The following is a 14,118-nucleotide window of genomic DNA, read 5'->3' as shown; positions in this document are numbered from 1 at the left end:
CCTTCCTGATGGAGGGCCTCTCCCCCTCGGTGTGGAGGAACGTCATGTCAGCAGCCCCGGCGCCCGTTGACGCCAGGACCGTCGGCTCCCTGGTTGGCTTCGTAGTGGTAAACCTGGGCGCGGCCGTCGGGCTCACGGAGTGGCTCAAGGGGGAGATGAACGAGGAGGGCAGGGCCCACACCAACGCGGGCTACTGGGTGCTCGCAGTGCTGTTCGGCGCCTACATACTCTCATGGCTCGGCCAGTACGGCCCGTTCACGTCGCCCATAATACCGTTCCCGTGGGACACTGTGGTGGCCGCCCTTGTGGCCCTGGCCCTGTTCTTCTACTCGGTCTACAGCGGCATCTTCACCAGGGACCTCGACGCGGTGCTAAGGGAGCTCGGCGTGGCCCCTGTGCAGGCCGACGGGGGAGGAAGGGGCTCCTGAGCCAAAGCCTCCTAGGCCTTAGCCTGGCTTTTTTAGTTGGTCCTTTTATTTTACCTCCAGGCCTTAGCCTGGCCCCCGTGCCCCTTGGCGGGCCGCGGCCCACCTGGGCCGCTGGCTCCCCCGCCGAGCCTCTGGGCAAGGGGGTCCGCCTCCACGAAGGCTATCATCCAGCCCACCACGTCCGCGAAGGGGACTATTATCAGTATACCGGCCACCCTCAGGAGGTCGTCACTGAGCCTGCTGCCGACGTCGTATACCTCAAGGCCGGGGAACACGGAGGCCAGGAGCACGCTGACCCAGCCGAGGGCCGCCACGGCGTAGCCCAGCTCCCTGACAACGATTACCGCTATCAGGGCGCCGGGCCCTGGGATGGACGCTAAAAGCGCCAGCGCTGCTACAGCCATTATCAGCTCCCCGAGCGCCACGGCCCCAAGGGCATATGGAACGTACCTGACCCAGCCGGAGCCGTCGTACTGGCTGAGGCCTGAGGAGCGGAGGTCCCTCAGGGAGGCCTCGAGGCTCCCCGGACCTGGCCAGGAAGAGGTAGGCCCCGACGCCCGTGACGAGGAAGCCCACGATGGGGATCCCCGCCCCTAGGGCTGCCAGCAGCAGGGATATGAAGGCCCAGAGGGACCCCTCCTTCAGCTTCTCCGCGGCGGCCCTGGCGTAGCCCTGGCTCATGAGCTGCCAACTCATATACATGGGTTCGGCCAGGTATATATGCTGATCCCCTCTCCTTGGCCCCGCGGGCAGTGGATCACGAGGTCAGGCTTTACGTGAGGCCTGGCGACTAGGTCGAGGTCCCAGTGCACGACTCTTCGATGAATCAGGCCAGGTATTGCTTAACAGTTGAGGACCTGTGCAGGGTGAACCCCTCTAAGTTCGACGGAGCGCCCAGGTCCATATACATTGAGGGCGCTGAGGAGGGGACGCGCTGGCCGTCGCCACTGAGAGGATAGAAGTGGAGAGCTGGTCGAATAATTTTTCACATTAACAGAAACCTTCTTATGTGCGTTCACGGCAAAAAAGATAAGTATGGTCCCTCGCGCCGACGTGAAAAAACAAAGTTATAGGTTAAACTTACACGTTTAAGGTATCATTGCAAAGAAGGAGTGATAGACAAGGGCTGCTAGAAGTGCTCCCACTATTGGGCCAAATATCGGCACCCATGCGTAGTGCCAGTCCGAGGATTCCTTGTGGAACAGTATGGCGTGGGCTATTCTGGGCCCCAGGTCCCTTGCAGGGTTTATGGCGTAGCCCGTGGGCCCTCCGAGGCTGAGGCCTATTCCGTAAACTAGCAGCGCAACCAGGAAAGCTCCGAAGAAGCTAGCGTAAGGCCCGAGTGAGCTGGTGGATATCATTGTTAAAACTCCCAGCTCTAGGGCAAAAGTGCCTATGACCTCTGTGATAAAGTTCTTGGGGTAATTCCTTATATTAGGCACTGTGGAGAAAGTAGCTAGCCTGAGCACAGGGTCCTGGCCCTGCCTCACGGACTCCTTGTAGTGGTCATGATATGTAACGTACACCAGGAGGGCGCCTACAAACGCTCCCGCTATTTCCGCAATTATGTAACCCAGAAGCTCAGACCAGGGAAGCGTGCCTAGCGCAGCTCCGGCGATCGCGACTGCGGGGTTTATGTAGCCTCCGCTTATCCAGTGTACAGAATAGACTCCAACGGCTACAGCCCACGCCCAACCGGCAGTTATCGTAATCCAAGCTCCTCCTCCCCAGCCCATGTTTCCCTTGGTCTTAGGAAGTACTACGTTAGCAACTACACCGTCGCCAAATAAAATCAACAACATGGTGCCTATGAACTCAGCCACGTATTTATCAAGCGCAGTTATCATATCCATTCACCAAACACATGCATGTATACTTTTCCTACTACATGTTTATATTTACAGCTGATAACATGCATATAAATGTAATCCTAACATAAGTATATATCGGATGTTGCTATCGCTTGTTATAAAAGGATCAGATTAAACATTTATAATCGACAACAAGAAGTATCCACATCAGGATCAAAGGAGGTGTATACGGTTTGGATAACGAAAATAAGCAGTATGTTCTAAGTCTTGACGAAGGAACCACTAGTGCAAGGGCCATAGTGTTTGACAGGAACCCTAACATACTGGGCATAGGTCAGTATGAGTTTCCTCAGTACTACCCAAAGCCTGGCTGGGTTGAGCATAACCCTGAGGAGATATGGGATGCGCAACTTAGGGCCATTAGAGCGGCCCTTGAGAACTCCAAGGTAGACATCAACAGGATAGCCGCTATAGGAGTCACTAATCAGAGAGAGACTACAATATTATGGGACAAGGCCACTGGAAAGCCCATCTATAACGCAATAGTCTGGCAGTGCAGGAGAACCGCTGACAGGGTCGAGGAACTTAAGAGGGAGTACTTTGACGCTATAAAGTCTAAGACTGGACTCATACCGGATGCATACTTCTCGGGGACTAAGATAGAGTGGCTGCTCAACAACGTCCCAGGCGCAAGGGAGAAGGCCAGGAAAGGCGAGATATTGTTCGGAACGATTGACACATACTTGATATGGAAGCTGACAGGTGGTAAGGCGCACGTCATAGATTACTCCAATGCATCAAGGACGATGATTTTCAATATAAATAAGCTGGAGTGGGACAGCGAGCTGCTGGAGATACTTAACATACCTGAGGAGATATTACCTGAGCCAGTACCGTCAAGCAGCATCTACGGCTACTCTTCAAAAGACGTACTAGGGGCGGAGATCCCAATAGCCGGGGATGCAGGAGACCAACAGGCTGCCCTGTTCGGCCAGGCGTGCTATAACCCAGGCATGGTTAAGAACACCTATGGGACGGGCAACTTCGTGTTGATGAACACTGGGAACACGCCCTACTCATCAAAGACCCTACTGACTACTATAGCCTGGGGGCTCTCTAAGAATAGAGTAGAGTACGCCCTTGAGGGAAGCATATTCATTACAGGCGCGGCCGTACAGTGGCTCAGGGACGGACTAAAGCTCTTCGAGACTTCAGATGAGATAGAGCCGCTGGCGACGTCCATAAGCTCCAACGAGGACGTCTACTTTGTGCCGGCCTTTGTAGGTCTTGGAGCGCCCTATTGGGATCAGTATGCAAGAGGCCTTATAATAGGAATAACCAGGGGAACTAAGCAGGCTCACTTAGCAAGGGCAGTACTGGAGGCTGAGGCGTATCTCGTTAAGGACGTGTTGGATGAGATGGAGAAGGATTCTGGAATAAAGGTGAAGGAGCTTCGCGTTGATGGCGGCGCCGTTAAGAATAACTTCCTTATGCAGTTCCAGGCGGATATACTTGGTATAAATGTGGTCAGGCCCGTCATAAGGGAGACCACGGCCCTCGGAGCAGCTTACCTGGCAGGCCTAGCCACGGGCGTCTGGAAGGATACGAACGAGATAGCATCACAGTGGAGAGTGGACAGAGTCTTCACACCGCAGATGGAAAGGTCCCAGGCTGAGAGACTCTACTCCAAGTGGAAGGAAGCTGTCAAGAGAAGCCTGGGATGGGCTAAGGTCTAACGTCTACTCAGAATTTTACTTAGAATATTAGGAACGGCTTATTTTCCTTTTTATTATGATAGATTAGCTAAAGTTTATTAGTGTACGATTAAAAGGGTCTAGCTAGGGGCCTAGTGTGGTAAAGTATGACGTTCTTGTTATAGGTGGAGGCGCTACAGGAGTATTTACGGCCCTTGATCTGACCCTTAGAGGACTTAACGTAGCTTTAGTTGAGCGCGGTATGTTAGCCTCGGGTACCTCTGGCAGGTTTCATGGTCTGCTTCACAGCGGGGCCAGGTATGCCACTAACGACCCTGAGTCTGCTAAGGAGTGCATCCAGGAGAATCAGATAATATCGTCAATAGCCCCACACGCCGTTGTTGATACAGGAGGGCTGTTCGTTGCTATAAAGAAGCCTGACTTAGATTTTGAGGAGGAGTTTATAAAGGGGCTTAAGGAAAATGGCATTCCGTATAAGAACATTTCTAGGGAAGAAGTGCTGAAGATGGAACCTAATATAAACCCTGAGGTTAAGGACGCTGTCTGGGTTCCTGATAAAGTAGTGCATGCCATAGACCTCATATTCTCAGCTGCGCTGACAGCAGCCATTAATGGAGCCACGTTTTACACCTTTAGGGAGGTGGTGGACTTCATCAAGGCGGGGAACAGGGTAGAAGGAGTTAAGGTACATAATAAGGTGAAGGATAGAATAGAGGAAATACGCGCTGACTTAATTGTTAATGCGGCTGGGCCATGGTCTACCAAGCTCTTGTCCAAGGCTGGCATTAAGATGGAGATGCTTCCAACGCTAGGCGCCATGGTAGTCCTAGGTGAGAGGTTAAACGTACACGTGCTCAACAGGATGCGTCCTCCAAGCGATGGCGACATCATAGTGCCATATAGCGACAACATCTCAATCGTTGGAACCACGGCCTCCATAATAGAAGACGTTGATAACGCCTCGGTATCTCAGGATGACATAGATCTGCTGCTGAACGAGGGGTCAGTTATGGTGCCCAAGGTAAAGGAGGTGGGAGTGCTTAGGACCTACTACTCCATAAGGCCTCTACTCAAAGAGAGCGCGGGCAGCAGTCAAGTAACGGGGAGAACAGCCACAAGAACGTTCAAGCTATTTGATCATGAGGGTGACGGGCTAAAGGGGCTTATAACGGTCATGGGCGGAAAGCTTACTACCGCAAGGTTAATGGGCGAGAAGGTGGGAGACTATGTGGCAGACAAGCTAAACGTGAGGAAGGAGTCAAAGACCAGAAGCACGAAGCTTGTGGACAGGATAGATAAGGAGAACGCCGAATACCTCTCCCAGGTGACAGGGCTAAGCTACAGTTTTATAAAGGGGCTCCTTGACTTCAAAGGATCTATCGACGAGGAGAGAATAAGGCCTTTTATAACAATGCTGCTAGCCTACGGCCTTGGGCAGGTGATGTGAATGGATTTTAGCGGTGAGTTCGAGGTAGGCGCGGAGCCCAAGGCAGTCTACGAGTATCTGACAAACATAAACAAGGTATCCAAATGCATACCGAACTTATACAAACTTGACATCAAGGACGACGATAACTTCAGTGCAAGCTTTCTTATAGATGTGTCTGCTGCCACTGAGTCGCTGCATATAGAGTACCTATCGCACCTGAACGCTAAGATGGACTTCACCTTCTTAGAGAAGTCTATGGATAATGTCAAGCTTGAGGGCAAGGGAAGGGCCGCCGGCACATCCCTTAAGATAACAATAGAGTTCCAGATCAAAGGCCTGGGCAACTCCTCTAGGGTAAGCTGGAAAGCCACATTTACTCCGGGGCTGTTGCTCAAGCTTTTCGGAGAGAAGCTCATTAGGTCGGTGGCCGATGATATAATTAATGATCTAGTAGCATGCGTCCAGAAGTCCATTAAGGCATAGCTTCAATAGCATTATTGACTAAAACTAAAGTAGAAAGCGCTCTTTCGAAGCCCAGCATAAGGAGGCTAATAGGAAACGGTTTCTTTCAGAGGATTGTTTAGGATTATTTGCAGATCCTCACGCTGAACCTTAGGCTTGTAACAACGCAACTACAGCAGCATGTACTTTTCGGCCTTCTTAATGCTCTCGCTGTACTTAATAGACACTATTCTCTTCTTCACTTCTGGTATATATGACGGTATCATGCTTAGCTCGTCAACACCAAGTCCTACCAGTATATCTGTAACCTTGCTATTTCCAGCCAGCTCACCGCAGATCCCAACCCACTTGCCCTTCTTATGAGCATAGTCGATGGTCATCTTAATGAGTCTCATTACTGCTGGATGTGCGTCGTTATAGAGCTTTGAAACCTTCTGGTTAGTCCTGTCAACCGCCAATGTATACTGAGTGAGGTCATTAGTGCCGATACTGAAGAAGTCCACCTCATCAGCTAGGACGTCTGCCATCAAGGCAGCCGAGGGCACCTCAACCATTATGCCTATATCAACTTTGCCATACTTTATGTTCTTTTTATCGAGCTCCTCCTCGACCTCGCTTATTATCTTCTTGGCCCTGATCACCTCGTTAACGTCAGTCACCATGGGGAACATAACCTTCACGTTGCCGTAGGCGCTGGCCATAAGTATAGCCCTTATCTGGTCCCTGAAGAGATCCTCATAATCAAGCTCCAGCCTCAGGCCCCTCCAGCCTAAGAAGGGGTTCATCTCATTTGGTATGTCTATGTATCTAGGCTTCTTGTCACCCCCTATGTCAAGAGTCCTTATTATGACTGGCCTGTTGCCCATCTTTTGGACTACCTCCTTGTAGAATTTGAACTGCTCCTCCTCGCTTGGAGGGGATTCCCTGTCAAGGTACAGGAATTCTGTTCTGAGCAGACCTATACCATCGGCGCCGAACTTTAGCGCTAAGTCAACGTCACTTAAGTTGCCAACGTTTGCGCTGACTACTATTTTCCTGCCATCTAAAGTAACAGCCTCAACATTGATGTATTTGTTAAGCTCCTCCACCTCCTTCCTATAGCTGTCCTCCTTAGCCCTGTATTCGCTCAAGGTGTTCTGATCAGGGTCAACTATAACAATGCCCTCGTTTCCATCTACAATTACAGTCTGCCCGGTAGTTACGTGCTCAGTCACGTTGGGTATGTTTATGACAGCCGGTATCCTATACTGTTTTGATAATATGACTACATGTGAAGTTTTGCCGGTCTCCTCTATTACAAGGCCCACGACCTTTTCAATATCCATAGAGGCCACATCTGAGGGGTTAAGCGTCTCGGCAACCACCACGGTCCCCTCCTGCATTTTAACGAGGTTGCCAAGGCCAAGGAGGTTCCTCAGCACTCTGCTGCCTATGTCCTGAACGTCAATGGCCCTCTGCCTCAGGTACTCATTGTTTATCCTGTTAAACTTCTCAACAAGCTCATTAACAGTCTCCACTACCGCTTGCTCAGGCGATAGTAGTTCATTCCTTATCTTTTCCTTAACGCTATTGACAAACGAGGGGTCCTGCAACATAAGTATGTGGGCCTGGAATATTTCTGCGTCTTTTTCTCCAAGCTCTCTCTTGACCTTATCCTCTATAAACTGCTCCTCATCAATAGACCTCTTCAGTGCTTCCTCAAACCTTCTGATCTCAGCATCTATTTCGTCCTTATTGATCTTTTTTCTGGATATCGTTACCTTCTGGGAGTAAACAAGGGCCTTGCCTATTGCTATTCCTGGGGAGGCGGCCACGCCAGTCAGCTTCTTCATGTTTATCCCTCGGCCAGCTTCTTGTTCCTAATCAGGTCAAGGAGGTGCTCCATAGCCTCCTTAGCATCATCGCCGTTTACTTCGATCTCTATTTTGCTTCCCTGCTCAGCGCCGAGCGACATGACCTCTATTATGCTCTTGGCGTTTGCCTTAATGCCGTCCTTACTTATATATATCTCAGACTTGTACTTGCTAGCCTCCTGAACCAACAAGGCGGCTGGCCTGGCATGCAGCCCATCCTTATTCTCTAGGACTACGGTCTCCTTAAGGTACATAGGAGCCTTCGCCTACCCTGCATTATTTCTTAGTTTGCAACATGTCTTTATAACCTTATTTGGCTGCTTAAGATTTAACTGCCCAAGCCAGCCAGAGCCAGCTGAAGACATCATGGATCCAGTGAGCTGTTAGATTCTAATATTATTTAGCTACATCATACATTGGGTACCATATAAGTTTTGAAATTATTTTACATAATATAAGTTGTCAAGTATTCAGTTGTACATACGTATAAGTATATAAATATTATAATCTCCTAAGGGAGCTCAAGATATCTATGGACAGATAAATGTACCTTAATTGGGTGAGAATATGATAAAGAAGCTCATAAATAAGCCTGGCGAGGAAGTTAGAGAGATGCTAGAAGGCCTTACTATGGCCTTCCCTGATATTGTAAGGCTTGACCCTCAGTGGAATAACGTCTACAGAACTGCAAAGAAGCCCAATTGGAAGGTAGCACTGGTATCTGGAGGTGGCAGTGGCCACGAGCCGGCGCACGCGGGCTACGTGGGCTACGGCATGCTCGATGCAGCCGTTGCGGGGCAGGTGTTCACATCGCCTACCATACCACAGATCCTTGCAGCCATAAAGGAGGTGGCCACTGACCAGGGCGTCCTGGTTATAATTAAAAACTACACTGGGGACGTGATGAACTTTAACGCTGCTATAAACCTGGCCAAGGCTAATGGCATTAAGGTAGACTCAGTCATAGTAAATGATGACGTAGCTATACCTGAGAAGAGCAACAGGAGAGGAACGAGTATAACAGTATTTGTCCATAAGATAGCTGGCGCCGCTGCGGAGGAGGGACAACCTCTCAGCGAAGTTAAGAGGATAGCCCAGAAGGTCATAGATAACGGAAGGGACTACGGCGTGGCCCTTACCCCGTGCAGTGTGCCCGCGGCTGGCGAGTATACGTTCCAGCTTGGCGAGGATGAAATAGAGTTAGGCATAGGAATTCATGGCGAGAAGGGCGTTGAGAGAACCAAGTGGATGCCCTCGGCCCAGCTAGCTAAGATTATGATCGATAAGATAGTAGACGACCTAAAGCTAAACAAGGGGGACGAGGTCGCCTTAATGGTGCAGGGGACGGGCGGGACCCCTTACATGGAGAAGTTCATATTCTACCGTGATGCCAGGAAGTACTTGGAGTCGCTGGGAATAAAGATATACACCAGCTGGGTGGGAGAGTTCATGACGTCATTAGAGATGCAGGGTGGCAGGATAGCGATACTGAAGTTAGATGATGAACTGAAGAGGTTACTAATGGCCCCTGCCAACACCGTAGCTATTAAGGTGCCGGGGGCTGTAGTGAGCTAACTGAGAAGCGGACTCACACAACGCGAGGTGGAGCAGATGGCTGTGGAGAAGATTACTGTTAGTGATTTTTATAATATCATTTTAAAGTATAAGGATGTCATAGTCAGCAACGAAAAATACCTGACAGACCTGGACGCAGCCATAGGAGACGCGGACCATGGAATTAACATGAGTAGGGGCTTCACACAGGTGGCCGAGAAGCTGAAGAGCTTAGACCCTCAGAGCGCCGACATTGGAACTATATTAATGACAGTAGCGACCGTGGTTATGGAAACCGTTGGAGGCGCCTCAGGACCCCTCTACGGAACGCTGTTCCTTACTATGGGTAACGACGCCGCCGGCGCTAAGGAAGTAGACGCTAACAAGCTGGTGAAGATGTTCGAGGACGCACTTAAGGCAATAATGGACCTAGGAGGCGCTAAACCTGGTGACAAGACTATGGTGGACACGCTGTACCCTGCCGTGGAACAGATGAAGAGGAATCTGAGCTCGAACGTGACCGATTTAATAACACTGTTTAAGGATGCTAGGGACGCCGCGGAGAATGGTATGAAGTCAACGGTGCCGCTAGTTGCCAGGAAAGGAAGGGCAAGCTACCTAGGTGAGAGGAGCGCCGGCCACCAGGACCCAGGGGCGACGAGCTGCTACATGCTGATAGACACTATATATAACTACCTCGTAGAAAAGTATCAGAAGAGCGGGTAAAAATGGTAGGGATTGTTATAGTTTCCCACAGCAGGAAGCTGGCAGACAGCGTGAAGGAACTTGTGGAACAGATGGTTAAAGGTAAGGTGAAGATAGAGGCCGTCGGAGGCACAAGCAAAGACCCGAACGTGCTGGGAACAGATCCCATAATGATCAGAGACGCCATAGAGAGGGCCTATGATAATGGTGTCGTTATTATTGGAGATTTCGGAAGCTCGATATTGAGCGCAAGAACAGCCATAGGGCTACTGGACAATAATATAAAGGGCAACGTAGTCATTGCTGACGCCCCACTTGTAGAAGGAGCCTTCGCGGCTGCGGTGTCAGCGAGCGTGGGAAGCCCGCTGATGGAGGTTAAGAAGGCGGCAGAGGAAGCAAAGAAGCTCGAGAAGCTCAAGTGAGTTCCTCGACGTCACGGGCTTAAGGCTTCCCTTTTTGATTATGACTAGAGTAGAGGCGAACTGCGTGCCTACGTTGTGCCTGTTAAGGCATGGGGAGTCGCTGTGGAACAGGGAGAACAGGTTCACTGGCTGGGTTGACGTACCGCTAACTGACAAGGGCAGGGAGGAGGCTATCAGGGCTGGGCTTCTTCTAAGGGGTTATAGGTTTGATGTGGCCTACACGAGCAGGCTGGAGAGAGCTATTGAGACCCTGGAGCTGGTGATGCTAGCCATGGGCTATCGCGTGCCAGTAATTAAAGACGAGCACTTAAATGAAAGACATTACGGAGACTTGCAGGGCCTAAACAAGGATGAGATAGCCAAGACATATGGAGAAGAGCAGGTCAGGCTATGGAGGAGGAGCTTCAGAGCAAGGCCTCCCAACGGGGAGAGCCTAGAGGACACTCAGAGGAGGACGGTGCCATTCTTCAAGAATACTATACTGTTGGACCTTATTAACGGCAAGAACGTCTTAGTGGTAGCGCACGGCAACAGCTTAAGGTCAATAATAATGTACCTTGAGGACGTACCTGAGGATAAAGTACCTCAGCTGGAGATACCAACAGGCCAACCCATAGTTTATGATGTCTACTGGGACCAAGAGGCCCATATGCTGAAGATAAGATCTAAGAGCGTTTTAAGGTAGCTAATGTAGTTATTCATATAGTTACTCAGCGCGCAATCCTAAGTAAACATAAGGACTCTACGGTCAAGCAAGGCCTATACTTACAGTGGAAGCCTGAGTTTTCCCTATCCATACAGAACACGCCTTAGACTTGGGGACCCCGCAGCAGGATCAGTCAAAGGGCCAGCTCGACCTCTCCGGCATGGTCTATCTATGAGTTAGCAGTGCCAGCTGCCTGGGGCTGGCCAGGTGGGCCCAAGACTAGCCTAATGGAGACCAGTGAAAGGACTAGGATAATTGCTGGAGCATCAAACCGTCTCCTAGCCACGGTTATCCTAGTGCTGTCTATGCATGTTGGGCTGTTGCGGCCATCTTCTTGACCGAGCTCCACAGCTTCTTCTCAGGGCTTCTATAGAAAAAGCGAAGAAATGAGAGCAGTCATAGGCATCTACAACTGCGGCCCTGACGTGCCTGACCGCCGTTATCGCACAGTGGCCAACAAGGCCAAGGGCCTACGGCAGGGGCCTCCTTGAGCTCCTGGCTGCCCTCAGGGCGCCCTCTATGGCCTCCGCCACGGCTGAGCCTATGAAGTCCCTGGTGAGCCCCCTGGCCGGGGACCTAAGCGTGGCGGGCCCCTCGCCTGGCCTCACGTAGACCTTAGTACCCCTTGGCGAGCCCTGAAGGCACTCGCACCTGCCGAAGTCAACGCTGTAGCCCAGGGCCTTCATTACCTCGGCCTCGGCGTCGCTCGCGTGGCCCACGTCGAGCTCCAGGGCCTCCCAGTAGTTGACCTGCACCACCGCGGCCTCGGGCGGCAGGGAGGGCATCATGTCCCTGAGCGCAGCCTCAACCGCCGGGGAGTTGCCGTAGTGGCCGTTCACTATGACCACGTTCCTTGCCCCTGACCTCACGAGCGAGGTTATGACGTCCCTGAGCAGCAGCTGGAGGGTCCGGAGCGAGAGGGACACCGTGCCCGGGGCCAGGGACCACTCGGCGGAGAAGCCGTAAGCTATGGGGGGAGCGAGGACGCAGGGCCCGCTCACCCTCTCGCAGGCCGCCTCCGCGACGCCCTGGGCTATCATTAGGTCCGTGCCCAGGGGGCCCTCGCAGTGCTGCTCGACGCTGCCCACAGGGATGACCACTACGGCGTCCCCCCTTGACATGAGCTCCCTGGCCTGGGCCGAGCTCAGCTCCTCGAGCCTGTGCAAGCCGCTCACCGGCGTGGCTGGGCCCGGACGGTATATTACGGCGAGGCCCCGTGAGTAAGTGCTAAAGCGTTAGAGCCCCCTGGGCATCAGCTATAAGGGAAGGGGAGGGTGGGCAAGGTCAGGGTCAAGTACCTGGGCTTCCTGGCCGACCTGGCCGGCACCAACGAGGCTCAGGTGGAGGTCAACGGCGAGGCCAAGGTAGAGGACGTGGCCCCGGTCATAAGGAAGCTGAGGAGGTCCGACTACGTGCTCCTGGTGGACGGCAAGGGGGCTGAGCCTGACACCCCGGTCAGGCCAGGGAGCACGGTTGTGCTGCTGCCCGAGACAGGCGGCGGCTAGAGCCTGAGCTCAACCTCCCTGCCGGGCACCCTGGCCCTGAGGTAGCAGAGCCTCCCCCTCATGCCTGAGGCCGAGAGGGACCTGGCCACGTACTCTAAAAGGTCCTCCAGCGTCCCCTCTCTCCCCGTGACCTCCCAGAGGGGCCTCCTGTTGGCCCTGCTCAGCGCGGACTCCAGGACGGCCCCTATGGCCTCCAGGTCGTCCCTGGCCTCCCCGTCACCGTAGCAGTAGCAGGCCGTGACCTCAACGTCGTGGCCGTGGAGGCCGTAGCCCATGCTCTCGAGCCTCATCGCCACGCTCACCGTTGAGCTCGCGCAGAGCGACCACTCCAACGGGACCTCACCGCCCTGTACAGGGATATGGCCAGGGCCGCCAGGGCTAACAAGAGTGATCCCCAGGCTATGAGGCTCAAGGCGGCCCCCCGCCCCCCGTGAGTGCTTAGGCTAAAAGTGTCGCGCTCCACTATAAGCACCGGTGAGCACCCTGGCCTGCGTGGACTCGCCCAGCGACTTCATAAGGAGGTACGGCGTTGACGCCAAGATTGTTGAGTTTGAGGAGAGCGTCGAGACCGTCGAGGCCGCGGCCAGGGCCGCGGGGGCGCCGCCGAGCGACATAGTGAAGACCCTGCTCCTCATAGTGGACGGGAGGCCCATGGTGGTCCTGCTGCCGGGGGACAGGAAGCTCGACTACAGGAAGCTCTCGGAGCTGACCAAGGCGTCTAAGATAAGGATGGCGTCGCCCGACGAGATAGAGGAGCTCACCGGCCTGATGCCCGGAGGGCTAACGCCTCTCTCGGAGTGCATAAAGGGCCTGAAGGTCATAGTGGACGGGAGCATAGCCTCCAAGGAGAGGGTCTGGACCGGGGGCGGCTCAATGAACGCCCTGGCCAACGTGTCAGTAAGAGACCTTTTAAGGGTCCTCAAGCCGATAGTCGCGGACGTCTCGCAGTGAGGCCAAGGACCCTGGCAGCGGCCCTCCTCCTGCTGGCCTTACTCAGCCGTGGACCTGGCGGCGGCCCTGGAGGTCTACGGCAGCTTCTACCTCCACAGGTCAGCCCCGCTGGCCTGCACCTACCCGGTCAAGGTCTCCGGCGTCGCAGTAAACTGCCTCGACGTGCTCTCCAGCGGCTACTCTAGGGTCTACAGCTTCAGCCTCGACGAGCTCGCAATCGCGTGGTTCTCGGCCGACCTGCTGCTCTCGGCGATAGCGATAGCCGCTGGCCTCCCAAGGGCCCTGAGGGTCGCCCAGACGGCCTGGAGGTTCCTGGCGTCTCCTTCGTGCCGTACCTGGTCTACCTAGAGCTCTTCAGGATACACGCCATCTGCGTCTACTGCACGACAATGCACGTCATGCTGGTAGCCAACGCGGTGGTCGCGGCCGCAGAGCTCAAGCGCTCTAAGCTCCTCTAGGTCGCCCAATCAACCCCTCCTCATCGTTTCCTCGGCCTATGTCGGCCCGCTCATCCCGCGCTATGGTTGGCCCCGAGGCAAATTAGGCTTTTAGGGTCACGTGAGCGCGTTAAGGGCGA

17 protein-coding genes and 1 pseudogene are annotated in these 14,118 nt (G+C 53.3%); 12 read left to right on the top strand and 6 right to left on the bottom strand.

Annotated features, from left to right (window positions below; genetic code table 11):
• Window positions 1-428: pseudogene (locus ACP5H1_RS06300) on the top strand (APC family permease); the annotation flags it as partial.
• Window positions 429-478: 50 nt separating this feature from the next.
• Here the strand turns inward: ACP5H1_RS06300 and ACP5H1_RS06295 are convergent.
• Together ACP5H1_RS06295 and ACP5H1_RS06290 are read right to left on the bottom strand one after the other, a co-directional pair.
• Window positions 479-853 carry a DUF973 family protein gene (locus tag ACP5H1_RS06295; protein WP_427973071.1) on the bottom strand — a complete coding sequence of 125 codons (375 nt, stop codon included), beginning with the start codon at window positions 851-853 and terminating at the stop codon, window positions 479-481.
• 663 nt (window positions 854-1,516) lie between these two features.
• Window positions 1,517-2,275: an MIP/aquaporin family protein gene (locus ACP5H1_RS06290; RefSeq protein WP_427973070.1), complete on the bottom strand. Its 759-nt coding sequence runs from the start codon at window positions 2,273-2,275 to the stop codon at window positions 1,517-1,519.
• A 197-nt stretch (window positions 2,276-2,472) separates the two neighbouring features.
• On the opposite strand from ACP5H1_RS06290, the gene glpK reads away from it, so the two are divergent.
• The 3 genes from glpK (at window position 2,473) to ACP5H1_RS06275 (ending at window position 5,866) form a co-directional block, all read left to right on the top strand.
• Window positions 2,473-3,975 carry a glycerol kinase GlpK gene (gene glpK, locus ACP5H1_RS06285; protein ID WP_427973069.1) on the top strand — a complete coding sequence of 501 codons (1,503 nt, stop codon included), beginning with the start codon at window positions 2,473-2,475 and terminating at the stop codon, window positions 3,973-3,975.
• A 115-nt stretch (window positions 3,976-4,090) separates the two neighbouring features.
• Window positions 4,091-5,401: an FAD-dependent oxidoreductase gene (locus ACP5H1_RS06280; protein ID WP_427973067.1), complete on the top strand. Its 1,311-nt coding sequence runs from the start codon at window positions 4,091-4,093 to the stop codon at window positions 5,399-5,401.
• A complete protein-coding gene (locus ACP5H1_RS06275) occupies window positions 5,402-5,866 on the top strand; it encodes a CoxG family protein (protein ID WP_427973065.1) in 465 nt (154 codons plus the stop codon).
• Window positions 5,867-6,015: 149 nt separating this feature from the next.
• On the opposite strand, the gene ptsP is transcribed toward ACP5H1_RS06275, so the two are convergent.
• Window positions 6,016-7,677, bottom strand: coding sequence for a phosphoenolpyruvate--protein phosphotransferase (ptsP, locus tag ACP5H1_RS06270; protein WP_427973062.1), 1,662 nt, complete (start codon window positions 7,675-7,677; stop codon window positions 6,016-6,018).
• A 2-nt stretch (window positions 7,678-7,679) separates the two neighbouring features.
• Window positions 7,680-7,952, bottom strand: a complete 273-nt coding sequence (locus tag ACP5H1_RS06265; protein WP_427973060.1) for an HPr family phosphocarrier protein — start codon at window positions 7,950-7,952, stop codon at window positions 7,680-7,682.
• 316 nt (window positions 7,953-8,268) lie between these two features.
• Here ACP5H1_RS06265 and dhaK point away from each other — a divergent pair, with 316 nt between their 5' ends.
• The 4 genes from dhaK to ACP5H1_RS06245 all read left to right on the top strand — a co-directional run bounded on the left by dhaK (window position 8,269) and on the right by ACP5H1_RS06245 (window position 11,064).
• Window positions 8,269-9,273: a dihydroxyacetone kinase subunit DhaK gene (gene dhaK, locus ACP5H1_RS06260; protein ID WP_427973076.1), complete on the top strand. Its 1,005-nt coding sequence runs from the start codon at window positions 8,269-8,271 to the stop codon at window positions 9,271-9,273.
• Between the two features lie 36 nt (window positions 9,274-9,309).
• Window positions 9,310-9,978 carry a dihydroxyacetone kinase subunit DhaL gene (gene dhaL, locus ACP5H1_RS06255; protein WP_427973057.1) on the top strand — a complete coding sequence of 223 codons (669 nt, stop codon included), beginning with the start codon at window positions 9,310-9,312 and terminating at the stop codon, window positions 9,976-9,978.
• Window positions 9,979-9,980: 2 nt separating this feature from the next.
• Entirely contained in the window at window positions 9,981-10,379 is a 399-nt protein-coding gene (gene dhaM / locus ACP5H1_RS06250) for a dihydroxyacetone kinase phosphoryl donor subunit DhaM (protein ID WP_427973055.1), read from the top strand.
• A gap of 64 nt (window positions 10,380-10,443) precedes the next feature.
• Window positions 10,444-11,064, top strand: a complete 621-nt coding sequence (locus ACP5H1_RS06245) for a 2,3-bisphosphoglycerate-dependent phosphoglycerate mutase (RefSeq protein WP_427973052.1) — start codon at window positions 10,444-10,446, stop codon at window positions 11,062-11,064.
• A 491-nt stretch (window positions 11,065-11,555) separates the two neighbouring features.
• On the opposite strand, the gene ACP5H1_RS06240 is transcribed toward ACP5H1_RS06245, so the two are convergent.
• Entirely contained in the window at window positions 11,556-12,260 is a 705-nt protein-coding gene (locus ACP5H1_RS06240; protein WP_427973049.1) for a creatininase family protein, read from the bottom strand.
• 99 nt (window positions 12,261-12,359) lie between these two features.
• Between ACP5H1_RS06240 and ACP5H1_RS06235 the strand changes: the two genes are divergently transcribed.
• Entirely contained in the window at window positions 12,360-12,590 is a 231-nt protein-coding gene (locus ACP5H1_RS06235; RefSeq protein ID WP_427973047.1) for a MoaD/ThiS family protein, read from the top strand.
• Here ACP5H1_RS06235 and ACP5H1_RS06230 read toward each other — a convergent pair.
• A complete protein-coding gene (locus tag ACP5H1_RS06230) occupies window positions 12,587-12,922 on the bottom strand; it encodes a hypothetical protein (protein ID WP_427973044.1) in 336 nt (111 codons plus the stop codon). The two genes, ACP5H1_RS06235 and ACP5H1_RS06230, sit on opposite strands and share 4 nt — an antisense overlap.
• A 142-nt stretch (window positions 12,923-13,064) precedes the next feature.
• Here ACP5H1_RS06230 and ACP5H1_RS06225 point away from each other — a divergent pair, with 142 nt between their 5' ends.
• Genes ACP5H1_RS06225 through ACP5H1_RS06215 form a run of 3 tightly spaced genes read left to right on the top strand, consistent with a single transcriptional unit; the run spans window position 13,065 to window position 13,999 of the window.
• Window positions 13,065-13,541 (top strand): aminoacyl-tRNA deacylase, encoded by a 477-nt coding sequence (locus tag ACP5H1_RS06225; RefSeq protein ID WP_427973041.1) that lies wholly within the window; start codon window positions 13,065-13,067, stop codon window positions 13,539-13,541.
• Window positions 13,542-13,589: 48 nt separating this feature from the next.
• Window positions 13,590-13,889 carry a hypothetical protein gene (locus tag ACP5H1_RS06220; protein WP_427973039.1) on the top strand — a complete coding sequence of 100 codons (300 nt, stop codon included), beginning with the start codon at window positions 13,590-13,592 and terminating at the stop codon, window positions 13,887-13,889.
• Window positions 13,868-13,999 (top strand): vitamin K epoxide reductase family protein, encoded by a 132-nt coding sequence (locus ACP5H1_RS06215; RefSeq protein ID WP_427973037.1) that lies wholly within the window; start codon window positions 13,868-13,870, stop codon window positions 13,997-13,999. The genes ACP5H1_RS06220 and ACP5H1_RS06215 overlap by 22 nt, the downstream gene beginning before the upstream one ends.
• The last annotated feature ends 119 nt before the right edge of the window (window positions 14,000-14,118 follow it).

It is taken from the genome of Acidilobus sp., from assembly GCF_049973875.1.
Classification (GTDB): Archaea; Thermoproteota; Thermoprotei_A; order Sulfolobales; family Acidilobaceae; genus Acidilobus.
This window is presented reverse-complemented; position numbering and strand designations above follow the sequence as displayed.